Source organism: Pontibacter sp. GD13 (assembly GCF_058216355.1).
In genome coordinates, this window is the sequence record NZ_JBYZMQ010000005.1 from 47,572 (window position 1) to 71,761 (window position 24,190).

The 24,190-nt window shown below is 51.5% G+C and carries 18 protein-coding genes; 6 read left to right on the plus strand and 12 right to left on the minus strand.

The genetic code is table 11. The features are described from left to right. Positions 1-5: 5 nt before the first annotated feature. The 3 genes from AC4BAN_RS09020 to AC4BAN_RS09030 form a co-directional block, all read right to left on the minus strand. Entirely contained in the window at positions 6-332 is a 327-nt protein-coding gene (locus tag AC4BAN_RS09020; RefSeq protein WP_490564070.1) for a DNA-directed RNA polymerase subunit omega, read from the minus strand. Between the two features lie 8 nt (positions 333-340). Further along, positions 341-1,177 carry an outer membrane protein assembly factor BamD gene (locus AC4BAN_RS09025; protein ID WP_490564071.1) on the minus strand — a complete coding sequence of 279 codons (837 nt, stop codon included), beginning with the start codon at positions 1,175-1,177 and terminating at the stop codon, positions 341-343. Between the two features lie 101 nt (positions 1,178-1,278). Next, the gene (locus AC4BAN_RS09030; RefSeq protein ID WP_490564072.1) at positions 1,279-2,910 is read right to left on the minus strand and encodes an OstA-like protein; all 1,632 of its coding nucleotides are present in this window, start codon (positions 2,908-2,910) and stop codon (positions 1,279-1,281) included. 125 nt (positions 2,911-3,035) lie between these two features. On the opposite strand from AC4BAN_RS09030, the gene tilS reads away from it, so the two are divergent. Next, complete coding sequence (gene tilS / locus AC4BAN_RS09035) at positions 3,036-4,376, plus strand: tRNA lysidine(34) synthetase TilS (protein ID WP_490564073.1); 1,341 nt, start codon at positions 3,036-3,038, stop codon at positions 4,374-4,376. 161 nt (positions 4,377-4,537) lie between these two features. After that, positions 4,538-5,476 (plus strand): malate dehydrogenase, encoded by a 939-nt coding sequence (gene mdh / locus AC4BAN_RS09040; RefSeq protein ID WP_490564074.1) that lies wholly within the window; start codon positions 4,538-4,540, stop codon positions 5,474-5,476. Positions 5,477-5,564: 88 nt separating this feature from the next. Here the strand turns inward: mdh and AC4BAN_RS09045 are convergent, their stop codons facing one another. The 4 genes from AC4BAN_RS09045 to mutL all read right to left on the minus strand — a co-directional run bounded on the left by AC4BAN_RS09045 (position 5,565) and on the right by mutL (position 12,060). Continuing rightward, positions 5,565-8,147, minus strand: a complete 2,583-nt coding sequence (locus AC4BAN_RS09045) for a BamA/TamA family outer membrane protein (protein WP_490564075.1) — start codon at positions 8,145-8,147, stop codon at positions 5,565-5,567. Positions 8,148-8,484: 337 nt separating this feature from the next. Further along, complete coding sequence (locus AC4BAN_RS09050) at positions 8,485-9,393, minus strand: rhomboid family intramembrane serine protease (RefSeq protein ID WP_490564076.1); 909 nt, start codon at positions 9,391-9,393, stop codon at positions 8,485-8,487. A 6-nt stretch (positions 9,394-9,399) separates the two neighbouring features. Next, the gene (locus tag AC4BAN_RS09055) at positions 9,400-10,179 is read right to left on the minus strand and encodes a rhomboid family intramembrane serine protease (RefSeq protein WP_490564077.1); all 780 of its coding nucleotides are present in this window, start codon (positions 10,177-10,179) and stop codon (positions 9,400-9,402) included. Positions 10,180-10,209: 30 nt separating this feature from the next. Continuing rightward, complete coding sequence (gene mutL / locus AC4BAN_RS09060) at positions 10,210-12,060, minus strand: DNA mismatch repair endonuclease MutL (protein ID WP_490564078.1); 1,851 nt, start codon at positions 12,058-12,060, stop codon at positions 10,210-10,212. A 474-nt stretch (positions 12,061-12,534) separates the two neighbouring features. On the opposite strand from mutL, the gene AC4BAN_RS09065 reads away from it, so the two are divergent. The 3 genes from AC4BAN_RS09065 (at position 12,535) to serA (ending at position 18,671) form a co-directional block, all read left to right on the plus strand. Next, complete coding sequence (locus AC4BAN_RS09065) at positions 12,535-15,438, plus strand: serine hydrolase domain-containing protein (protein WP_490564079.1); 2,904 nt, start codon at positions 12,535-12,537, stop codon at positions 15,436-15,438. Between the two features lie 73 nt (positions 15,439-15,511). Then, the gene (gene bshA / locus AC4BAN_RS09070; RefSeq protein ID WP_490564080.1) at positions 15,512-16,648 is read left to right on the plus strand and encodes an N-acetyl-alpha-D-glucosaminyl L-malate synthase BshA; all 1,137 of its coding nucleotides are present in this window, start codon (positions 15,512-15,514) and stop codon (positions 16,646-16,648) included. A gap of 130 nt (positions 16,649-16,778) precedes the next feature. Continuing rightward, the gene (gene serA, locus AC4BAN_RS09075; protein ID WP_490564081.1) at positions 16,779-18,671 is read left to right on the plus strand and encodes a phosphoglycerate dehydrogenase; all 1,893 of its coding nucleotides are present in this window, start codon (positions 16,779-16,781) and stop codon (positions 18,669-18,671) included. Between the two features lie 7 nt (positions 18,672-18,678). Here the strand turns inward: serA and AC4BAN_RS09080 are convergent, their stop codons facing one another. After that, complete coding sequence (locus AC4BAN_RS09080; protein WP_490564082.1) at positions 18,679-19,212, minus strand: DUF7935 family protein; 534 nt, start codon at positions 19,210-19,212, stop codon at positions 18,679-18,681. Positions 19,213-19,372: 160 nt separating this feature from the next. Here AC4BAN_RS09080 and AC4BAN_RS09085 point away from each other — a divergent pair, with 160 nt between their 5' ends. After that, the gene (locus tag AC4BAN_RS09085) at positions 19,373-19,720 is read left to right on the plus strand and encodes a HesB/IscA family protein (protein ID WP_490564083.1); all 348 of its coding nucleotides are present in this window, start codon (positions 19,373-19,375) and stop codon (positions 19,718-19,720) included. Positions 19,721-19,843: 123 nt separating this feature from the next. Here AC4BAN_RS09085 and AC4BAN_RS09090 read toward each other — a convergent pair whose 3' ends face one another. The 4 genes from AC4BAN_RS09090 to AC4BAN_RS09105 all read right to left on the minus strand — a co-directional run bounded on the left by AC4BAN_RS09090 (position 19,844) and on the right by AC4BAN_RS09105 (position 24,014). Further along, positions 19,844-21,193 (minus strand): ABC transporter permease, encoded by a 1,350-nt coding sequence (locus AC4BAN_RS09090; RefSeq protein ID WP_490564084.1) that lies wholly within the window; start codon positions 21,191-21,193, stop codon positions 19,844-19,846. Continuing rightward, positions 21,186-22,097, minus strand: coding sequence for an ABC transporter ATP-binding protein (locus AC4BAN_RS09095; RefSeq protein WP_490564085.1), 912 nt, complete (start codon positions 22,095-22,097; stop codon positions 21,186-21,188). The genes AC4BAN_RS09090 and AC4BAN_RS09095 overlap by 8 nt, the downstream gene beginning before the upstream one ends. Before the next feature lie 198 nt (positions 22,098-22,295). Continuing rightward, positions 22,296-23,441 (minus strand): molecular chaperone DnaJ, encoded by a 1,146-nt coding sequence (gene dnaJ / locus AC4BAN_RS09100; RefSeq protein ID WP_490564086.1) that lies wholly within the window; start codon positions 23,439-23,441, stop codon positions 22,296-22,298. A gap of 3 nt (positions 23,442-23,444) precedes the next feature. After that, positions 23,445-24,014 carry a nucleotide exchange factor GrpE gene (locus tag AC4BAN_RS09105; protein ID WP_490564087.1) on the minus strand — a complete coding sequence of 190 codons (570 nt, stop codon included), beginning with the start codon at positions 24,012-24,014 and terminating at the stop codon, positions 23,445-23,447. Positions 24,015-24,190: the final 176 nt, after the last annotated feature.

Below are 24,190 nucleotides of genomic sequence, written 5' to 3' on the forward strand. Positions count from 1 at the left end.
CTGTACTACAGGGAAATTTCCTCAGACTCCTCGTCTGGTGAGCGGTAATACACTTTCCCCTCTAAAAACTCTTCAATGGCCAGGTTGGTAGGCTTAGGCAAACGCTCGTAGTACTTAGATATCTCGATCTGTTCACGGTTCTCGAACACTTCCTCTAAATTATCTACGGTGGTGGCGAACTCAGCCAGTTTGGAGTTTAACTCCTCCTTGATTTTAACTGCCACCTGGTTTGCTCTTTTAGAGATCACAGCCACAGACATGTACATGTTTCCGGTTTGCTTTGCAAAGTCGGCCATGTTGCGGGTAACGATAGATGATGGAACTGATGCCATATATAAACTTATGAATTAGCTTGTGAATTATCCTGATTGTTCTTTTTGATCTTCTCTATATCGGCCAGGGCCTGCTCATAGACTTGCTCTGCATTACGGGCATACTTGCTTCCGGGATACTGGTCCACAAAGGCCTGGTAAAAGTCCACGGCCGTTAACAGGCGCTCTTCCTGCTTGCTTGGTATACTTTGCTGGGCGAACTTGTACTGCGAGTCCAGCTTCAGGAAAGCGGCTTCTTCGCTGTACGGAGAAGAGGCGTGCTCCTTCTGGAAATTGTCGAAAGCCACCACAGCCGACCGCCAGTAGCGCAGCTGGTAGTATAGCTTGGCGTTGTCAAACGATTTCTTGTCCAGCTTCACCAGCAGCTCCTCGATCATCTCGTTCGCCACCGGCACGTTCTCACTGCTCGGGTAGCGGGCAATAAACTCCTGCATCGCCTCAATGGCAGTTAAGGTGCTGGTCTGGTCCTGCTCATACGAGGGCGACTGGTTATAGAGCGCCTTTGCCTGCATAAACATGGCCTCCTCGGCCAACGGACTCCGCGGATAGGTTTGGTAAAAGCCTTTGAAGTGAAAATCAGCCAGCAGGTAATCCCCCAGCTGAAAATAAGTCTGTGCCAGGTAAAACTTGGCCTGCTCGGCAGCTTCGCTTCCTGTCAGCAAGGGCGATACCTGCTCTAACAGTTGATTAGCGCGGTAATAGTCCTCTTTCTGATAATACTCAAGGGCTGCCTTGTATTTCTTGTCAACGTCGTTGCTCTTTAATAGCTTCTGAAAATTGCTACAGCCGGTAACAACGAGCAATAAGCCTACTAAGGCAAGGGTGTGTAAAAAGCCTCTATTCATGAACGGGCAAAATTATACAATATCTACGTGATTTACAAAAGAGAATATTCGGAACCTAAACCGGCACAATTCAGGTCAGTTTTTAACCGGAGTCGCCCTTTTTAAGGCAGCCGCTTTTTTTCCTTTGCTTTTTTTACCGGGGCCTTTCTACCCTTCGGTTTTTGAGTTGCCTTCGGCTTTTCCTTCGCCTTTCCGGGTGCACGGGCAGCAAAAACATCCTTTTTAGTTGGCCTTAATGCGGCCAGCCACTCAAAGCCCTCCAGCCTTCGCTCTCCCTCCTGTAACTCATGTGGCGGGATAAAGCTTGCATCCGGCTGCACCAGGAACGAAATTGTCTTCAATTTATTTTCCGCAAACCGCAACACCATGTTGCTGCTGATGGATTTGTTCATGCCGGTCAGCACCGTATCCCCCTCCAGGGCAAAGTACACGCTTTCCCCGTTCCCCAGCACATCCACCTTTCTTATGTCGCCTTCCTTAAAATAGGCCACCATATCGCGCCCCTTTACCTGGTTATAGTTCTTAAGCGTATCTTCCGAGGCGATAAAGGCGTTGCTGAACATGTACATCCTGTCGATGGTTTTGTTGCGAAGGTGAATACGGATGGTATCCGACACCAGCTGGCTCTGCTCGTTCCAAAGCACCGGTTTCACATTCAGGTGCATGACGGAGTCTGTGCGGTTATAGCTCAGCGAGTCCGCCTTGCCCTGCAGGTCTTTTTTGTAAATCTTCACGTTGGGGAAGGCAAAGAGCATGCTGGTCTTCCGGGCTCCTTTCGCCTCCCTGGAATAAAGCGTATCCGCCGACAAGTACAGGGTGTCTTTGTCCAGGATGGTCTCCATCACCGGGCTGCCGTATACTTTGGCCTCGCCTTTGTCGCGCCAGTAACGGCCTATCTGCCCTCTTATGGTCACATCGTCTTTCAGAGAGCGCAACGACACGTTTTTCTCGGCATAGCCGTAGCCCCTGGCTTCGTCGTAATAGAGCTTATCGCCGCCTAACCGGTATTCCTTTGTCAGGATATAGGCGTTACGCCCGAAATTGGAGACCTTGGTGATGGTGTTGTAAGTGCCTTCCTCGGCATACAGGTCGCCCTGCTGCCCTTTAATAAAGGTGGGCCCCTGAAAGTACACGATCTTGCTCTCGGTGTTATACTTCAGGTTCTGGGCCGTGATGTTGTACTCCTTCGAGAAGACCTTTACATTCTGTTGAAAGGTGAACAGCTTTGATTTCGTGTCGTAGGTGCCCACGCGGCTCTCCAGCCGGTTCTCGGGGTCCACGATGGTGCCGCCCTCGGTGTAGGTAGCGGTGCGGGTGTTAAAATCGTAGTCCAGGCCGGGTGTGGTCAGCGTCATGCGGGGGTCCTGCATGGTAACGTTTCCGCTCATCTTGGCTGTTCGCTTCGCCCCGTCGTAGGTGGCCCTGTTGCCCTCCATCCGCACCGAATCAGCCTGGTTGATGCGCACATTGCCAAAGGCCTCCAGCACATCGCTGTCGCGGTACTGGTATACCGAGTCGGCGTACAGGAAAGTGTCGCGCTGCTTAAACTGCACGTTGCCGAACAGCTTGGTGATGCGCCGCCCGTTGAAAACGCCGCCCACCAACGAGTCGGTTCCGGGCAGGAGCTGCACCTTATCTGTCTGAATTTTCGCTTGCTTTGGCGTCTGCTGTGCTAAAACCGCGCAGGAGAGCAACGTAAAGACAAGAGAAAACAGTAGTTTTGTATACTTCATTAGATCTTAGACAAAGAATAGAAGACCTAACTTACAAAAGACTCCCGTGCGTGCGTCCTTTGCCTTAGTGGCCTTCCGTCTGGATGATACTTCAAAATTAGAAAAAAATTACCAGCCGCTGCCTTATGCTACAAAAAGTTTCAGGTTTTATACAGTCCCAGGACCTCTGCCAGCCAGAGAGCAAAATAATAGCAGCCGTTAGCGGCGGCATAGACTCCGTGGTACTTTGCGAGGTGCTGCACCAGCTAAAGTATACGTTTGCCATCGCACATTGTAACTTCGGCCTGCGCGCCGAAGACGCCGAGGCCGACCAGGTATTTGTCAAAAAGCTGGCCAAGAAATACGAGGTGCCTTTCTTTACTGAGAATTTCAATACCATCGCTTTTGCCGAGCAGGAGCAGATATCCATCCAAATGGCAGCCCGCAACCTGCGTTACCAGTGGTTTGAGCAACTGCGCGCGCAGGAAGGGTACGATTACATTGCCACCGCCCACCACAGCAACGACCTGGCCGAGACAATATTGCTGCACCTGACCAGGGGCACCGGCATTGCCGGGCTGCATGGTATCCCGGCAAAGAACGGGCACATCATCCGGCCCCTGCTACCCGTTACCAAAGTCAATATCTTTGAATATGTGACCGAACGCAAACTGATCTGGCGCGAAGATGTATCCAATGAAACTACCAAGTACCAGCGCAACAAAATACGGCACGAGGTAATTCCGGTGCTGAAGGAAATCAACCCCAGCCTGGAGGAAACGATGCAGCACACGGCAGCGCGCGTAACCCATGCCGAGGCCATTGTGGCTGCCTATATCGAAAACCTGCGGGAGCAAAGTATGAAAGAGGCCGAAAACGCCTGTTACATTTCCCTGGTGCCCCTGCAGAACGCCACCGGCCTGCCCGTGGTATTGCATGAGTTGCTCAGGCCCTTTAACTTTAGCTACCCGCTGGTGCTGGAGCTCACCCAGGCATTGGAGGGCTTATCCGGGAAACAGTTTGCCTCCCCAACCCATACCTTGGTGAAGGACCGTGACCAACTGGTGATCACGCCGCGCAACCTGGGTAGCTTCGGCAGCATACGCATCCAGGAGTCCGACACCATGGTAGCAGCCGGCACTTCGCAGCTGCTGATCAGGCACATAGCCGCCGACAAGTATAAGCTTAACACCAAACCGCACGTGGCGGCCCTGGACGCTGATCAGTTGAAGTTCCCGCTGAAGCTCCGCGCCTGGCAGGAGGGTGATTGGTTTGTGCCGCTGGGCATGAACGGCAAGAAAAAAATAAGCGACTTTTTAATCGACAAGAAGATCCCCGCCAACCTTAAAAGCCAAACACTGGTATTAGTATCGGAGCAGTCTGTGGCCTGGATCGTTGGCCAGCGCCTGGATAACAGGTTTAAAGTAACCGACAAGACAGAGCGGGTGGTGGAAATAAGTCTGCAGGCGAAACCTGCGAATTCTTGACGAAGGACTTTGTGACAAAAGACAAAAAACGAAACAATACAGCGAAAATCTTTTGTCCTTTGTCAAACAGTCTTTTGTCTTAATACAGCGTTTTAATAATAGATTTTTCTAATTTTACAGGAGTTAACCGAATTCTCAAACAAAATAAAGTATATCCGATAATGAAAGTAACTGTAGTTGGAGCAGGTAACGTGGGTGCAACATGCGCCGATGTGCTGGCTTACCGCGAAATCGCGAACGAAGTAGTACTAGTGGATATTAAAGAAGGTTTTGCTGAGGGCAAAGCGCTTGATATCTGGCAGAAAGCGCCTATCAACCTGTATGACACACGCACAGTTGGCGTTACAAACGATTATAGCAAAACGGCTGGTTCTGATGTTGTCGTGATCACATCGGGTTTGCCACGCAAGCCCGGCATGACCCGCGACGACCTGATCTCCACCAACGCGGGCATTGTGCAATCGGTAACGGAGAATATTGTGAAGTACTCTCCGGAGGCGATCATCATTGTGGTTTCTAACCCACTGGACGTGATGACCTACGCGGCTCACATCACCTCCAAGCTTCCGCGCACCAAGGTGATGGGGATGGCCGGCATCCTGGATACTGCCCGTTACAGAGCATTTCTGGCTGAGGCCCTGAACGTATCTCCGAAAGACATTCAGGCGGTATTGATGGGTGGCCACGGCGACACCATGGTTCCGCTTCCGCGTTATACCACAGTAGGTGGCATTCCGGTAACTGAACTGATCGAGGAAGACAAGCTGAACGCGATCATCGAGCGCACCAAGTCTGGCGGCGGCGAGCTGGTGAAGCTGATGGGTACTTCCGCCTGGTATGCCCCAGGCTCGGCAGCGGCCCAGATGGTGGAGGCGATTGTGCGCGACCAGCGCCGCGTGTTCCCGGTTTGCGTGAAGCTGGAAGGCGAGTACGGCATTGACGGTGTATACCTGGGCGTGCCGGTTATACTTGGCAAGAACGGTATCGAGAAAATCATTGAACTGCAACTGAATGACGAGGAGAAGCAACTGCTGGAAACCTCGCGCGGACATGTGAAAGAAGTAATGGAGGCATTAGACAACATGCAGGCAAAAGCATAGCTCTAACAGCTTTTTATATTAAAAAGGCGGCGCTTCGTACTGGAGCGCCGCCTTTTTTGTACTTCCTTTTCAGGAAACCACTGTTTTTTTAAAACCTGAAGCCCACGGATAAATAAGGCAGCACCCCATCCTCAGAAAAGCCTACTACCCCGTTCAGGAGGATGAGTTTAGCCGGCGTTACGTACAGGCCACCCCCAAAGCCGTCATGCCAGCCACTTGCTTTCTGGCCGCCCCTGGCCCAAACGCGGCCCACATCGTTAAAGCAGATCAGACCCACCGTGCCCGGGAACAAGTAGGAGGTGAAATCGAACAGTTTCAGGCGCAACTCTATGTTATGGTACAGCATCTGCTCGCCCGCGAACCGGAAATTACGAAAGCCGCGCAGGTTTTTGGTGCCGCCCAGGTAGAGCAACTGAAAAAAGGCCGGATCTCCAACCGTCGCCCCACCCCCAATGCGGTTTGCAACAACGAAGTTTTCTGAAATCCTGGTGAAAAACCCTGCCTCTGATTCAAGCTGCCCATAGTTCTGGCTTCCGTTTAGCCGGGTAGTGCCGCGCAGATTTGCATTCCAGTACATGCCCCGGGTAGGAATCAGGCTTTCGTTACGCGTATCCAGTGTAAAGCCCCCGATCAGGCCCGTATAATACTTAGTTTCGAAAAGCGGGATACCCGGATTCGCCTCGCTGTACAGGTTTATATACCTGTTTTGATTGTCTTCTGGCTCCATGCTGAAAAACTGCCCTGTTAGCCCCACATAGGCTTTAAGCCGTGGTGCCAGCAGGCGCTGCACCTTTACCCGAGCATCCGTGAAATCGTAACGGGTACGGTAAAACTGGATGGGGCTATCTCCTTCTTTCAAATACTCGGTGCCGTTGCCCACCCCAAAAAAGTTACTGGTGTTGTTCGGGGCGCGGGCATCCAGCTGCACTGCCAGGTCATACTTACCGAGCAGACCCGGAAAATCGCCTTCGTAGCTTCCAAAAAAGGCGCTGGTTGCCAGGGCATGGCCTACCACCAAACGGTGGCTGGCAGCATACGGATCCTTGCGAAACCCTTGCTTGGTATACCCCACGCCCACGCCCAGCAATATACCGTCATCCAGGTTATAACCCAGCGTAGCCAGCGGCATCAGCACATCGTATTTAAAGCTCCGCCCGTTGTAGTTGTTTACGAGTGTATCGTTGGCCAGCTTGCGCCTGGCCAGGCCAGCAGCAGGCAGGGTGTTCTCCTCGTCTTTGCGGTCGTAGAGCAGCAAACGCTTTCTATTCCGAAACCCCTCGGCCACCCGAAATGTGTCGGCCTTGCCCCCTCCTATCAAACGCACCTTGATCGCTGACCGACCGGTGCCCTCTACTGTGAACAGGTCCTCGTCGCCCCGGCCGTACAAGCGCAGTTCTTTTGTGATCTCGGGCCTAAAGGTGCGCTGCATGATCAGTTTATCACGGGTGCCTTCCTTCTTGATCTTGTAAACTTCGAGATCGATGGCGCCGCCGGACAAGTATGTCAGGTGAAATTCCTCATGCTTATCGGAGCCGGGTATGTCTACCTTCTTTGCCAGAAAGCGGTAATACTTCAGGGCCTGGTGTTCCAGGTCGTTGCGCCGCGCGATGAGCTTGTGTACGATCTCCTTGCCGGACTGCTGGTAAATGGAGGCGGGCATGCGCTGCACCGCGTGCTGAATTAATGTATCGGTGAGTTGTTGTTGCACAAAGTGCACCTCCTCACGCCAGTCTTCCTCGCTTAGGTGCGTTAAAAAGGAGCGGTCGAAGTAGCGGGCGTTGAAGTTAAAGCCCTCCACATCCTTTATCTTGGTGTCGAAGCCCTGAAACTTGGGGATGATCCATTTCTGAGAGCCTATTTTCGGGATCACGCCTTTGTTCGTGAAAAAAACCTGGTCACGGTCACGGGGGATGGGGTCGTATGTCTTGTTGCCTTCCGCATCGTCGCGCTGGCGCCAGCGCCATTGGTCCTCATGCCTGTCCCAGTCGCCGATCACAATATCCAGCAGCCTTGCCCGCAGCACAGCCCTTTGGTTAACGCGGTTATCGTTGTCTTCCTCCAGCTCGTGCAGCACTTTTTCTGTATTGTCCGTATCCAGGCCTACTTTAATAGGTTCACGTTCTTCAAAAAGGTACACGGCATTGGCAAACTCCTCGCGGTACTTGCCCAGGGCCGGATCGTCGGGCAGGTAAACCACCTCCGGAGTGGCATGGGGTATTTGCAGCGCCTGCGCGAGCGGGGGCACCACCAAAGACGCAAACGGGTGTGAAGCAGAGATCTGGTCCTGCACGATGTCTTTTGCCACGGTGGGGCGCAGGTTCTCTGGCAGGGCTTTCTCAGGGTCTTTCTGTATGGTCCTTAGCACCCATTCTTTGCCTGTGGGGTCTTCGAGCCGCAGCGATTTGGTTTGCATACCCCCTCCGCGTTGCGTTATCCGCATGCCCCCCTTTTCCTGTCCTATCCTGAAGACACGCATTTTAACGGGGGTGGCCCACAGCCCGCGGTAGTTCTCCCCGAACCAGAAGCGGTGTGCCTTGGTTACCTCATCGTACTCCGGCGCTATGGCAACCGTTATGCTGTCCTGCTGTGCCTGGGCCAGCACGCCTGGGCTGCCCATAAGCGAGGAAAGCACCAGCGCTAACCAAATTTGTATCTTTATCCTTAATGCCATATATGCTGTAGAATTGCCCCTCTTATACTTTGCTGCATCCATTAGAATGCATGCAGGTTGATTACGTTAAATTTAACAACACGTTCCTTTCGCACAGCCCTGCAGGCGCGTGCGCACACTACTGTTTGAACACTAAACAGAAGGAAATTTAAGTTAAATTACTCGTTTTTAAAGCCATACGATTCAGAGAGGCAGCAGCTCCCGCCACAGGAAACTACAGGTATGGAGCTACCACTATATATAAATGGCAACGTATACGTTGCATGTACATAGCCAGGCTTCGGGCAGAGGCGGCCCGATTGGCTTACTGACATGAGGGCAAGATTGGGACAAAGGCTTACTCTTTCTGGCTTGCCTGGAAAAGTTTCTGCTTTTCTTCCTTTGAAAGGCTTTCGTAACCAGAACTGGATATCTTATCGAGGATACGGTCTATCTCATTCTGGCTAGGCTTGTTATTTACCCCGAATCCAGGTTTGGTGGCAGTGCCATTGGCAGCTGGAGTTTTGCTACGGTGCGTTACCTTTAGTTTAGGCCTGCTCTTAAATAAGTTGGCAAAGAAATCAAGAACGGCGTGCAGTGGCCGGCCCATGTCGTTGCCGCGCTGCAACTGCTTAATGAACAGCCAGCCAATAATAGCGCCGCCTAAGTGGGCAATGTTGCCTCCGGCGTTGTCGCCTACAGCGCCGGAAATAGAGAGCAGCACCAGAAACGCAGCGATGTATTTGATGCGGATCGGACCGATCAGAATCAGGTTGAAAGTATAGTTCGGTAAAAGTGTGGCAGCCGCCACCACGATCGCCAGTACACTGGCCGATGCCCCGATCATGAAGGAGAGTGCGGCGCGGTCGGCAAAGTATGGAATAAAATTATAGCTGAGCATGTACAGGGCACCCCCCGCAATACCACCCAGCAGGTAAAGACTCAACAGTTTCTTCTCCCCTAAATATTCCCTTAACAATTGCCCGAACCAATACAGGTTCAGCATATTGAAGATAATGTGCAGAAAGCCTTCGTGGGTAAAGAAGTAGGTGATCAGCGTCCAGGGGCGCGTGATAAAAATAAGAGGGTCTGAGTTCAGCGCCACATAACGCATCAGCACGCTGTACGCGCCAGAACCGCCTGTCAGGAAAAGAACCGTCCGTACAATAATCAGGGCTACAAACACGATCACGTTGATCAGGATCAGTTGCTTGAGCGTATTGTTGGGTTGCCGGAAAGCGTATTTTATATCGTCAATAATACTCATGCTGCGCTAAAAATTATTCTGGAAGTCTTTGCCTTGCCACATCTTTACGAGTATATACGCGAATAACATACCGCCAAGGTGCGCAAAGTGTGCTACGTTATCGCCGGGCACGCGGTTAAATCCGGAGTACAATTCGAAGGCCCCGTACAGGAGCACAAAGTATTTTGCTTTGATGGGAAACGGAAAGAACAGCAGCATCAGCTCCATGTTGGGGAACAATAATCCAAAGGCCATCAGAATAGCAAACACGGCGCCGGAGGCCCCCAGCATAGGCACGCTGAAGAGTTGCTTGTACACATAATTCACCGCCTCTTTACTCTCCTCTATATAGGTGGGGCTTTTGGGATTGCGGCGATACTCTACGGCAAACTTACGTTCATACCGACCCTCGTAGTGGTCTTCCATAAAGTTATAGAAACCCATGGGCGTTGGGTGCTGCATGTAGATGGCTGCCTCCTCTTCTACTTTATTCAGCTCGTAGGCGCGCACGCCAGAATACAGCAAACTGGCCCCCAAACCGCAGATCAGGTAAAAAGCCAACAGGCGCTGCGGCCCCCAGAAGCGCTCCAGCAAGGGGCCAAATATAAACAGACTGAACATGTTGCTGAACAAGTGCCCCCAACCGCCATGCAGGAACATGTGCGTAAAAAGCTGGATCGGCCGGAAAAATTCTGAAGCAAAGGGGTACAGGGCAAACTGACTGGTAGGGATCAGCCTGTCCTGGAGAACAAAGATGACCACGTTAATGATCAGCAGGTTCCTGACCATGGGGGTGATGTTGAACATGTATTTCTTTCTTTTTGAAACGAAAAATAATTACCCTTTCAGGAAAAGATCGTGGAGTTGGCTTAGCTCCATAATCACCAATGTTTTCTGGCCGCCCGGTGTATAGTTCGGCACCTGGCAGGCGAACAACTTATCTACCAGCGAATTCATTTCCAGGTCCGACATGCGGGCCAGTGATCGTGAAGAAAGCCTCTTGGCCATGGCGCGGGCCAGGTTTTCTCTTTTATCAAGCTTTAACGTGGCCGAATTGTTTTTGTATTGCTCTATCAGTTCTTCCAGCAACTCTTTCTCGTTGGCCGCCTGCACATCGGCGGGTATGCCGTTCAGGATGATGGTGTTGCCCCCGAAATCCTCGAACTGGAAGCCGATGTCTTTAAACTCAGCCGAAAGCTCCCTTACCAGCACTGCATCCGCAGCCGAAAAATCAACGGTTTGCGGGAAAAGCAGCACCTGCGAGGCACCGGTCTTCTTGTGAAGCGAACTAACATACTTCTCGTAAAGAATGCGCTCCTGCGCGGCCTGCTGGTCAATCACCATCATGCCAGACTTCACCTGAACCAACAGGTATTTCTGGTGCACCTGTATCGCCTTGTTCGAGGACGCCATCGCCAGCGAGTCCGTGGGAAAGCCATCATCCAGCAAACCCATACCCGACGAGGCTGTGGTGGACTGCCCACCTTGCCCGCGCAAGGGCTCGTAGAGCTGCTCCCAACCCCTGGAGGTTGCCCTGCGTGTGGTAGAGGCCGGAGGAGTGAACCCGGGGAACGAGGTGCTCCCTCCGCTGCCTGGCCGGCTGGCTTTGTCATCAAACTCATTGTAGCCGCCCTGTACCCGGATGGGTTGCAGCGGCGCAAAGTTCACATCCCCGTCAAAATCTAGCGAAGGGGCAATGTTGTAGGTTCCCAGCGCTTTTTTAACGGCGGCATGCACAATGGCGTATACGGTTTTCTCGTCTTCAAACTTGATCTCTGTCTTGGTCGGGTGTACGTTGATATCGATCTTCTCAGGGTCTATGTCGATAAAGAGCACGTAAAACGGGTGGTTGTCTTTTGGCAGCAGCCCTTCAAAAGCCGTGATCACGGCATGGTTCAGGTAGCCGCTTTTCACGAAGCGGTTGTTTACGAAAAAGAACTGCTCGCCACGCGTTTTTTTGGCGTGCTCCGGTTTCCCGATATATCCTTTCACTAACAGAAAGCCCGTGTCTTCTTCGCAGTAGGCCATCTGCTCTTTGTAGTTGCTGCTGAAAATGCCCACAATGCGCTGGCTTAGTTTAGCGGCCGGCAAATTGAAAACCTCCAGGTCGTTGTGGTGCAGGCTGAAAGCGACTTCGGGGTAGGCCAGGGCTATCCGCTGAAACTCATCCAGGATATGGCGCATCTCCACGGCGTTCGTTTTCAGGAAATTCCGGCGGGCGGGCACATTGTAAAACAGGTTCTTTACGGCAATAGAGGAGCCATCGGGCAGGGCAGCGGGCTCCTGCAGCACGACTGCCGAGCCTTCGATCAACATGCGGGTGCCTGCCTCGGCCCCACGGGGCTTGGTTTTCAGCTCTACCTGGGCCACTGCCCCGATCGAGGCCATGGCCTCCCCCCTAAAGCCCATCGTCCGGATTCGGAACAGGTCTTCGGTGGTACTGATCTTAGAAGTAGCATGGCGCTCAAAGCACATCCGGGCATCCGTTTCCGACATGCCGATGCCATCGTCCACTACCTGTACCAGCTGTTTTCCTGCCTCCTTAATTATTAGCTGAATACTATTTGCCTTTGCATCAATGGCATTCTCCAACAGTTCTTTTACAACCGAAGCTGGGCGCTGCACCACCTCGCCGGCCGCGATCTGGTTCGCTAAGAAATCAGGCAGTAAATGTATAATGTCGGGCATTCGCTTGTAATCACCTTTAATTTTATATACTAAACTATTTACTCCAAATTAGCCTGTTCTAAAACCACGGCCAAATTTTTGCATTCACTAAATTGTGAAAATAGAACTTATTCAGAATTAAATTTATTATTAATTTACAGACCGATACAAAAAAGAGGTTGGGGAATTAGCCAATTCAGGCATTTACCTGTTGTCTTAAAAAACATCAGTCGTCTGTATCTACAAGGAGGTTTATGGCGTTAGCAAGTATAAGACTGCTACTCTTGGTGCCACATCAGCTTCAGGCTGGCATTTAGGTTTCCACCTCTCTCCGATCAGCTGACGGCTTTAAAGGCATTACTTTGCATATAGTCTGTTTTTATCAGCCGCCTATTGCAAAATTAGGCTTAATTTTGACTTGTTCCAATTATAAAATACTACTACAGGATGTTGAAGAGTTTTAGCTTAGGGTTGTTGATTCTTATCTTTCTCGGGATGGGGCCACTGATGTCTTTAAAATCATCGGAGCAGCTGATCGTAAACGTGAAAGAGCAAACCTGGGTCGACAGCGTGCTGGTGTCTCTTACTCCTGAGCAACGTATCGGGCAGCTTTTTATGGTGGCCGCCTACTCTGGCAAAACCGAAAAGCATTTCCGCGAGATCGACACGCTGGTGAGCCGTTATGGCGTGGGCGGCATCATGTTCATGCAGGGTGGCCCGGTGCGACAGGCAAAACTCACGAACCGCTTCCAAAGCGAGGCCAAAGTGCCCATGCTCATTGCCATGGACGCCGAATGGGGCCTGGGCATGCGCCTGGACAGCAGCATGCAGTTTGCCCGCCAGATGACGCTCGGCGCCATGGACGAGGACAAGTTCACTTACCTGATGGGCCGTGAGATAGCGCTTAAGATGAAACGCCTGGGCGTCAGCGTTAGTTTTTCCCCTGTGCTGGATGTTAATGTGAATGCGGCTAATCCCGTGATCGGGAACCGCTCTTTCGGTGAATCCAAAGAAGAGGTGGCGCGCCGCGGCGTGGCCTATATCCGGGGCTTACAGGACCATGGCATTGTGGCTGTCGCCAAGCATTTTCCGGGCCATGGCGATACAGACGTGGACTCTCACCTGTCGCTGCCCGTGATTACCCACAGCATGAAACGCCTGACCGATGTAGAGTTATACCCATTCAATAAATCCTTTGAGGCGGGCGTGATGGGCGTGATGGTGGCGCACCTGTATATGCCCAAGATCGACTCTACCCGTAACCTGGCTACCACCCTCTCCAAACCCCTGGTTACCGGCCTGCTTAAAGAGAAAATGAAGTATAAAGGGCTGGTGTTTACAGATGCCCTGAACATGAAAGGCGTCAGCCGTTACTATAAGCCCGGCGAAGTAGACCTACTAGCGTTGCAGGCCGGCAATGATATTCTTCTTTTCCCGGAGGATGTACCGACAGCCATCAACAAGATTAAAAGTGCCATTGCAGCCGGAAAAATAACACAGGATGAGGTAGACTTGCATGTGCGAAAAATATTGCACACCAAGTACTGGGCAGGCCTTAATAACCCAAAACTGGTATCCCTGGAGAACCTGCAGGAAGAGATAGACCGGCCTTTGAGCCATGTGGTGCAGGAGCAACTCTACGACCATGCCGTCACGGTGGTGCAGAACAAGGATAATCTGCTGCCTTTCCGCAACCTGGATACGCTCAGCATCGCCTCGGTGGCCATCGGGGTAACGGAGTTTAACAAGTTTCAGGAAACGCTGGGTTTCTATGCCCCCATCAATAAGTTTTCTATCTCTGATCGTTTCGCACCGGATTCGGCCTTCACTAAAATCATCCCTAAACTAAAGGACAATGATGTAGTAGTAGTCAGTATCCACAACATGAACATGACGCCAGCTAAGGAATTCGGCATTGGCCTGGGCACCAGGGCCTTTATCAAATACCTGCAGGAGCACACCAATAAAAAGGTAGTAGTCGTGGTGATGGGTAATGCCTACAGTTTAAAGTTTTTCGAAACCAGCAATACGCTGGTATGTGGGTTTGAGGACCACCCGGTGGCTCAGTCGCTTGTGCCGCAGGTGATGTTCGGTGCCCGTTCGGCGAAGGGCAAGCTGCCCGTAACTGCCTCTGCCAAACTTAAGGCCGGCACCGGGGTAGCCACGCCGGCGCTGGGCCGCCTAAAATACGGCGTGCCCGAAAGTGTGGGAATGAGCTCTGCGGTAATGGAGCAGATCGATAACATTGCCCTGGAAGCCATTGCCTACGCTGCAACCCCCGGGGCGCAGGTAATGGTGGTGAAGGACGGTACTGTGGTCTTTAACAAGTCTTATGGGTATTATACCTATGATAAGACAAAGCCCGTTACCGGCAACACGGTTTACGACATTGCCTCCATCACCAAAGTTGCCGCCACCCTGCAGGCCATCATGTTCCTAAAGGACCAAGGCAAGCTGAACCTGGACGCCAAGGTATCTACGTACCTGCCCGAACTGCGGGGCTCTAACAAAGCGAACATCGTGATACGCGATGTGCTGACGCACCAGGCCGGATTGCTGGCAGGCATACCCGCCTGGCAGAATACTTTAAAGTCAGTTGAGACGCAGAAGCTATACTATGCCAGTCGCCAAACAGATGCCTACCCTAATGAGGTGATACCGGGCTTCTACTCTATTAAAAGCATGGAGGACTCCCTCTGGAACTGGACTGTGAAGTCCAGGCTGCTGCCTGCCCGAAAAGACGGTAAAGGCTACGAGTACAAGTACAGCGACCTGGACTTTTACGTGCTCAAGCGCGTGGCGGAAAGATTGTTGAACCAGCCGCTGGATGAGTTTATGGATCAGAATTTCTATGCCCCGCTTGGCCTGGCCTCCATGACGTACAAGCCTTTGCTGAAACTGCCGCGGGAGCTGATTGCCCCGACAGAGGAGGACAAGTATTTCCGCCATAACCTGATCTGGGGCAGTGTACACGACCAGGGCGCCGCCATGCTGGGTGGGGTAGCCGGGCATGCAGGCCTTTTCTCAAACGCAAACGACCTGGCTGTGCTGCTGCAAATGAACTTACAGAACGGCAAATACGGCGGCCACGATTATTTTAACACCAATGTGGTGACGGAGTTTTCTAAAAAGCAATTTACCGGCAACCGCCGTGGCCTGGGCTGGGACAAACCTGAAACCGACGGCGGCGGGCCCACTTCGGGCATGGCGCCTGCCAGTACCTTTGGCCATACGGGCTTTACCGGCACAGGCGCCTGGGTAGACCCTGAGAACAAACTGATCTATATCTTTCTGTCTAACAGAGTATACCCTGACGGCGGCAATAACAAGCTTGTAAAGTATAACATCCGCACGCGTATACACGATGTGATTTATAAAGCAATTATTCCCAAAACATAAAAGATATTACGTAGTTTAGCAGGTGCAGCCACTTTAATGGGCTGCACTTGTTATTTACACAGCATTCAAAACTATGAGAATCGGTATAGTTTGTTATCCTACCTTTGGCGGCAGCGGTGTGGTAGCCACCGAGCTGGGCAAGGCGCTCGCCATCAAGGGCCATAAGGTGCACTTTATCACCTACAGCCAGCCGGCACGCCTCGACCTTTTTAGCGAGAACCTTTTTTACCACGAAGTTTACATCCCCACCTACCCGCTTTTCCAGTATCCGCCTTACGAGCTGGCGCTGGCCAGTAAGATGGTAGACATTGTGCAGTTTGAAAAGCTGGATGTCCTGCACGTGCATTATGCCATCCCGCATGCCTCGGCGGCTTACATGGCAAAGCAGATCCTTCGCACCAAGGGCATCAACATTCCCATCATCACCACCTTGCACGGCACTGATATTACGCTGGTAGGGAAAGATGCCTCCTTCGAGCCCGTGGTCACGTTCAGCATCAACCAGTCTGATGGCGTTACCGCCGTGTCTGACAGCCTGCGGGCCGAAACCTACGACTACTTCCAGATAGAGAAAGACATCCAGGTTATCCCGAACTTTATAAACCTCGAGAAATTCAGGCGACAGAAGAAGGATCATTTCCGGTTGGCCATCAGCCCCAACGACGAAAAGCTGCTGGTGCATACCTCCAACTTCAGAACCGTGAAGCGCGTGGAGGACGTGATCCGCATCTTTGCCAAGGTGCGCGAGCACATGCCCAGCAAGTTGCTTTTGGTGGGAGATGGCCCGGAACGTCCGAAAATGGAAAAATTCTGCCGCGAGTTACAGATATGCAACGATGTGCGGTTTTTAGGCAAACTGGATGCCGTGGAAGAAGTGCTCTCCATCGCCGACCTGTTCCTGATGCCCTCCGAGAAGGAAAGCTTCGGCCTGGCAGCCCTGGAAGCCATGGCCTGCGAAGTGCCTGTGATCTCCTCGAATGCCGGCGGCATTCCGGAGCTCAACATTGATGGCGTTACAGGATTTACAAGCCCGGTGGGAGCCGTAGACGAAATGGTGCAGAATGCCCTGAAAGTTTTAGACGATGAGAACCTGCCCCGCTTCAAGGCTAATGCCCTGGCGCGGGCCAAAGATTTTGACATCAGCAAGATTGTTCCGGCCTACGAGGAACTCTACCAACGGACCATAAATGAGCAATTAGCTCTGCTTTAGCCAGTCGGCTGTAGCACAAATCATACTTAGAGATCCGGTTCTTTTTACAAAGGCCGGATTTTTTTATAGGCACTGTTTATTTCCTGTAGCCAAAAGCTTCCGTAGTATCAATGAACAGCTGCCCAATCTTATGAACAAAGACAAATATTTTATACTTGACTTCGACAGCACCTTTACCAAAGTGGAGGCACTGGATGAACTGGGCGAGATCTCTCTGCAGCAAAAAGCGGACAAGGAAGAGATCCTGCAACAGATCAGAGACCTGACCAACAGCGCCATGGAGGGCGACAGCTCGTTCGCCGAGGGGCTGGAGAAACGGCTTGCCTTGCTGCAGGCCAACAGGAAACACCTGCAGCAACTGATCACGGTGCTACAGGAGAAAGTATCGCAGTCCGTTAAACGCAACAAAGCGTTTTTCTCCCAGTTTGCTGACCAGATCCTGATCGTTTCGAGCGGTTTCAAGGAGTTTATTATCCCTATCGTGTGCCCCTATGGCATCAAGGAGGAGAATGTGTACGCCAACTCGTTCCGGTTTGATGCGCAGGGCAATATTGTGGGCTTTGACGAGACGAACGTGCTCAGCCAGGACAAAGGAAAGATAAAGCTACTGGACCAATTGGGTTTGCAAGGCGATGTGTATGTGGTAGGCGACGGCTACACCGACTATGAGATAAAGGAAGCCGGAATGGCCAATAAGTTCTATGCTTTCACTGAGAACATCGCCCGCGATAAAGTGGTGGAAAAAGCCGAGCACATCGCCCCCAGCCTTGATGAATTCCTGTATCAGAACAAGCTGCCCATGGCCATCTCGTACCCCAAGAACCGCATCAAGGTATTGTTGCTGGAAAACGTGCACCCAAAGGCCAGTGAGCTATTTCGACGGGAAGGTTACCAGCTGGAAACTATTTCGGGCGCTTTAAGCGAGGAGGAACTCTGTGAGCGTATCAAGGATGTATCGGTGCTGGGTATACGCTCTAAAACGCAGGTAACCGCCAATGTGCTGGCGCAGGCAAACCGCCTGATGAGCATTGGCGCGTTCTGCATCGGCACCAACCAGATAGACCTGGACGCTTGCCTGAAGGCAGGCATCACGGTTTTTAACGCTCCTTTCAGCAACACGCGGAGTGTGGTAGAGCTTGCTTTGGGCGAAATCATCATGCTCTCCCGGAAAGTAGTGGATAAAAGCACCCAGATGCACCAGGGCAACTGGGATAAGTCGGCGAGTGGAAGCGTGGAGGTGCGCGACAAGAAGCTGGGCATTGTGGGCTACGGCAACATCGGATCGCAGCTTTCGGTGCTGGCCGAGGCCATGGGCATGCAGGTGTATTACTACGATGTGGTGGAAAAGCAGCAACTGGGCAATGCCCGCAAGTGTGATACCCTGCAGCAGCTACTGGAAGTGGCCGACATTGTGACGCTGCACGTGGACGGACGGGCCAGCAACAACGGGATATTCGGGGAAGAGACTTTTGCCGATATGAAGCCGGGAGCACTTTTCCTGAATTTAAGCCGGGGGCACGTGGTAGAAATACCCGCGCTGGTTGCCGCATTAAGATCCGGCAAGCTTGGTGGCGCGGCAGTGGACGTGTTCCCGCATGAGCCGGCCAATAATACGGAGCCGTTTGTGAGCGATCTGCGCGGCCTCCCCAACGTTATCCTGACACCTCACATTGGTGGCAGTACAGCCGAGGCGCAGGAGAATATCGCGCACTTTGTGCCCAGCCGGATCATGGAGTATATCAACACAGGAAACACCTACCAGAGCGTGAATTTCCCGAACATTCAGTTACCAGCACTAAAAGAGGCGCACCGGCTTATCCACATCCACGAGAATGTGCCCGGTGTATTGGCAAGCATCAACCATGCCCTGGCCCGAAACCAGGTAAATATTCTGGGGCAATACCTGAAAACAAACGAACAGGTAGGCTACGTGATCACCGACATCGACAAAGCCTATGATAAACAGGTAATCGGCGATTTAAGGCAGATTCCGCATACCATCAAGTTCCGCATCCTTTACTAAGCGCACGCTAGAATACCTGACCAATTTCCTGCTTCACAAACGTAATGGTGCGGGCCGTGGGGTCATTTTCTGAGCTCAGAATATTCTCCAGGATGCGTTTGGCCAACTCAGTGCCCTTGGCATGCTCGGGCAGCTGCTGATAGGTTTGGTTGATGAGGTTCACCACATCTTCGCGGGCGTGCTTTACGTGCTGCCATGCCTGCTCGGTCATGTACACCTGCTGCGACATGTTGTGGTTAAACTCATTTCTGATTTCGGAGAGCAACACCCGGTGGTACTCTGCGGCTGTCTGTCCGGAAGGGCTTACCCGCAGCAGCATGTTGCTGGGTGTGATGCGCTCAAGCAGCAGCACCACCCGTTCGTAGGCCTGCAGCCGCACCGGAAGCACCACCTCCGCGTTCTTTTGCCTTAGCTCCAGCAGGCGTACTTTGTAATCCCGCTCATAGTGTTGTTTTACAAGGGAATACATGGCACCGGCCACGATAAGGGCCGGTAAGGTAATCTTTAAGAGCTCTATTAGAAAAAGGGCGGTTCCTTCCATATTCTTTGGTTGATGAAAGTATAAATATCGTGAAAAATTAATTTAAAGTGCTTGAATCATTTTAGCACTTTACCTGTTTAAAGAGTACGACAAACACCTACAAGCATTTTTGCTGATTATTGTGTAAGTTTGTGGCAACAAATATTGAATAGGATTTACTATGGCAACTGAAACAAAAACAGCACCTATCACACTTACTGATAAAGCCTTATCAGAGGTTAAAAATATAATGCAAGAGAAAAGTGTTCCGGCTGACTATGGTCTACGCGTGGGCGTTCAGGGCGGTGGCTGCTCGGGCATGTCTTATTTACTGGGCTTTGACAAGGCTAAAGATTCAGATGAGGTTTTCCACCTGGAAGGCGTAGACCTGATCATGGATAAGAAACACGCCATGTATGTGCTGGGCATGCAGGTGGATTTCCAGGATGGCTTAAACGCTCGTGGCTTTGTATTTAATAACCCACAGGCCTCCAGCACCTGCGGCTGCGGAAGCTCGTTCTCCGCTTAAGTTTAAAATTAATCCTAAACAGCAAAGCCCGGTTAATAGCCGGGCTTTGCTGTTTATAAGGGTTACGGTTACAGGCCATCAACCCGAAAGCTTAACCGCCACTGCATTAAAGTTTCGTGGCTGTTACACCCTGTAGAACAGCCACTTAGACAGCTCTTTGTAGTTAATCTTTTTACCGTACATTAGAATACCGATCCTGTAAATGCGGCTCGCGATCCAGGTGGTGAAGATGAAGCCTAGCACCAGCAGCGCCATAGACAGCAGCAGCTCCCAGGCAGGCACCCCGAACGGCACGCGCACCATCATCACAATGGGCGAGGTGAAGGGAATGATGGACATCCAAAAAGCCACAGGGCCATCCGGGTTCTTCAATACCACGGTATACGACATCAGGAATGATATGATGAGCGGAATGGTGATCGGGAACATGAATTGCTGCGTATCGGTTTCATTATCCACTGCAGCGCCGATGGCACCAAACAGGGAGCCGTAAAGCAGATAGCCACCCAGGAAATAAAATAAAAAGCAGCCTACTATCAGGGGAATGTTCAGGTTAGAGAGCGCCGTCATACTTTCGCCTATTACCTGTGCGGCACCATCGTTCTGGGCCTGCACAGTCTCATCGTCCTGCACTTCCTCGCCGGTGGCAGCTGCCCTGCCGGAAGCCAACTGCTCCATGGGTGTAGGGGCCGCTTTTATGCCAAAGGCTGCCTGTACCCCCGTCACCACCACCATCGACAGCACCACCCAGAGCAGGAATTGTGTCAGGCCCACGGCTGCAATACCGATCACCTTGCCCATCATCAACTGGAAGGGCTTTACTGAGGAGATCACCACTTCGATGATACGGCTTGTCTTCTCCTCGATCACGCCGCGCATGATCTGAACGCCGTACATAAAGATAAAGAAGTAAATGATCACGGCCCCGGCTACGCCTGCAGCAGAGGTAACAATGGCATTGTTATCCTTCTCACCTTCATCGCTCAAATTAATGGCCGTAAGCGAGATGTTGGCCTTCATCTTATCGAGCGTCGCTCGGTCCATGCCCGAAGCTACAAAGCGCTGGTTTTCCACTTCTTTCTCCAGCGCATTCTCTAGTTGCACCTGGGTCTGCAGGCTGGTGTTCTTCTTAGAGTATACCTTCACATCCCTCGGATCATCGATGTTGAAATCAGCGGGGATGTAAAGGAGGGCCGTATTGTCGGTTTCTTTGTAAACAGTTTTCGCCTGCTCCAGCGTACCCGAAACGGGCACAAAAGTAATGTCTTTCCTGTTCTCCAATTTTCCTTCAAACAAACCGCTCTCGTCCAGTACCATCACATTTTCACCTTCTCCTGATATCGAAATCAGCCAGGCCGGTATGATCATAAAGGCAGCCAGCAGGATGGGGGTCAGCAGGGTCATGATGATAAAGCTCTTCTTACGGACACGGGTTAGGTATTCGCGCTGAATGATTAGCCAAATCTTATGCATGGTGTGTCTCCTTTACTTTACGGATGAAAATCTCATTTATACTCGGCACAAGCTCTATAAAAGAATGCACTTCTACGCGCTGTATCAGGTATCTTAACAAATCGTTGGGGGTAGCGCTGTTCAGCAGTTTAATGTCCGCCCTGAAAACACCATGGTTATCATGTTGCTCCATCACCTCAAAATCGGGGGATGTGACCAGCAGCTGGCCGTTGCCTATTATTTGGTAGGTGTCTGTTTTATACGTATTCTTTATTTCCTGCACCGGACCGTCCAGCACTTTTTGCGCCCGGTTGATCAGGGCGATGTAATCACATAGTTCTTCCACAGATTCCATGCGGTGTGTCGAGAAAATAATCGTGGCACCACGGTCCCGCAGCCGTAAGATCTCATCTTTGATCAGGTTGGCATTTATCGGGTCGAAACCGGAAAAAGGCTCATCCAGTATAATAAGCGCAGGCTCGTGCATCACGGTGGCGATAAACTGCACTTTCTGCTGCATGCCTTTGGAGAGGTCTTCCACATTTTTGCCCAGCCACTCCCTTATCTCAAACCGGTCTACCCACTCCTTAATCCTGGCGGTGGCTTCCGTTTTGGACATCCCCTTCAGTTGCGCCAGGTATAAAAGCTGCTCTCCAACTTTCATTTTCTTGTACAGGCCGCGCTCTTCCGGCAAATAGCCAATTTCTTTTATATGATGCGGCTTCAGGCGCTCGCCGTTTAGGTAGATCTCGCCGCTGTCGGCACCGGTTATTTGGGTTATAATGCGGATAAGCGAGGTTTTACCTGCTCCATTCGGGCCCAACAAGCCAAAGATGCAACCTTTCGGGATGTCAAAGCTCACATTATCCAGGGCAGTGTGGTTGCTATAGCGTTTTGTCACGCCTTCAATTTTCAGAATACTCAACGCAGTGCTATTTTGATGTAACCAAAAATAGCTCTAATATACAGATATGCCAAGTAAATATTAACTTCCCCCTATGCAATATCGACTAAGGGAATAATATCCGGGACCAGGAAGCATATATGGCTGATGAATTGCCAATAAAACAAAAGAGCTGCTTCTCAGGTAGAAAAGCAGCTCTTTGAAATTTATCGGCGCCTGTTATTGAAAGTAGTCTTTTACTTTCTCAAAAAAGCCTTTCTCGTTTTTACCCGGGTGCGGTATAAAATTCTCCGATTCGCGCAGGCTTTCCAGTGCGGCTCGCTCTTCGTGGCTTACAGACTTCGGGGTCCATACGTTTATGTGAATCAGCTGATCTCCTTTCCCGTAGCCGTTAATATCCTGTACGCCTTTGCCACGCAGCCTGAAGATCTCACCGCTTTGCGTGCCTGGCTTGATGCTGATTTTCACTTTGCCTGATATGGTGGGTACCTCTATCTCGGCGCCGAGGGCGGCATCCACGAAGCTGATGTACTGATCGTAAATCACATTGTTCCCATCACGCTTCAGGCTAGGATGTGGCTCTTCCTCTATCTGGATGAGCAGGTCGCCGGGCACGCCCCCACGCTCGGGCACGTTACCCTTGCCGCTCATGGAAAGCTGCATGCCATCCATTACCCCGGCAGGCACGTTAATGGTGATCACCTCTTCCTGCAGCTCTCTGCCGGAGCCGTTGCAGGTGTTGCAGTTGTGCGTCACAATGCGCCCTTCGCCGTTACAGGTAGGGCACGTGGCAGTAGATACCATCTGGCCAAGCATGGTGTTAACCACCTTGCGCACCTGGCCGGAGCCCTGGCAGCTGTTGCAGGTTTGCATATCGGTGCCATTCTTAGCACCGTTTCCGCCACAGGTGGCGCAGGCCACGTATCTTTTAACTTTTATCTTTTTCTCTACGCCATTGGCTACCTCTTCCAGGTTCAGCTTCAGTTTAATGCGCAGGTTAGAGCCTTTGCGGGTGCGTCGCCCCCCGCCACCGGATCGGCCGCCGCCAAAGAAGCTTTCAAAAGGGCTGCCCCCACCAAATATATCACCGAACTGAGAGAAGATATCGTCCATGTTCATGCCACCGCCGCCAAAGCCGCCGTTCACGCCCTGGTGCCCAAACTGATCGTAGCGCTGGCGCTTTTGCTGATCACTCAGCACCTCGTAGGCCTCTGCGGCTTCTTTAAACTTATCTTCAGCCGTAGGGTCGTCCGGGTTCTTATCCGGGTGGAATTTAATGGCTATTTTACGGTAAGACTTCTTTATCTCTTCCTGCGCCGCACCTTTGCTTACACCTAAAACTTCGTAATAATCTCTCTTAGCCATTCCTTACGCTCCTATTATAACTTTCGCGAAGCGGATCACCTTGTCATTTAAAGTATATCCCTTCTCAATCACATCTACAATTTTGCCTTTCAGCTTCTCCTCCGGCGCCGGAATCTGCGTGATTGCCTCATGCATGTCCGGATCGAAGTCTGCGCCGGCGTGCAAATCCATGGCTTTAAGGCCTTTCTGTTGCGTTACATGCTTTAATTTATGGAACACCAGCTCTAAACCCTGTAGCATGGCGTCCACGTCTTTGGTCGCCTCTATCGACTGGCGGGCACGCTCCATGTCGTCGAGCACAGGCAGCAGTTCTCCCATCAAATCCTGGGTGGCGGTTTTGGAAAGGTCGATGCGTTCTTTCGCTGTTCTGCGTCTGAAGTTCTCAAACTCAGCCATCAGGCGTATGTACTTGTCCTTCATTTCGGCCAGCTCAGCTGCCGGGCCTTCTTCTACCGGCTCGTTGGCCTCTTCCTCCTGCTCCAGTGGGTTCTCCTGTCCGTCTGCCTCGGCATGGACAGTGTTCTCCTGCAGTTCCTCGTTTTCCTGTTCTTTCTTACTATTTTTATCTGACATAATGCCTTAAAAAAATTAGGTTGATAGTCTGTTTTGTCTTGTCAATTAACTTGCCAAACCACATAAAATGACATACTGACACCATTCTTAAAATTAAATGCCTGACTTGCTGATGAGGTTTTAGAGCCCGGCTTAAAAAAAATCGGTAGCAGACTTTGCAGCCCCTACCGATCTTC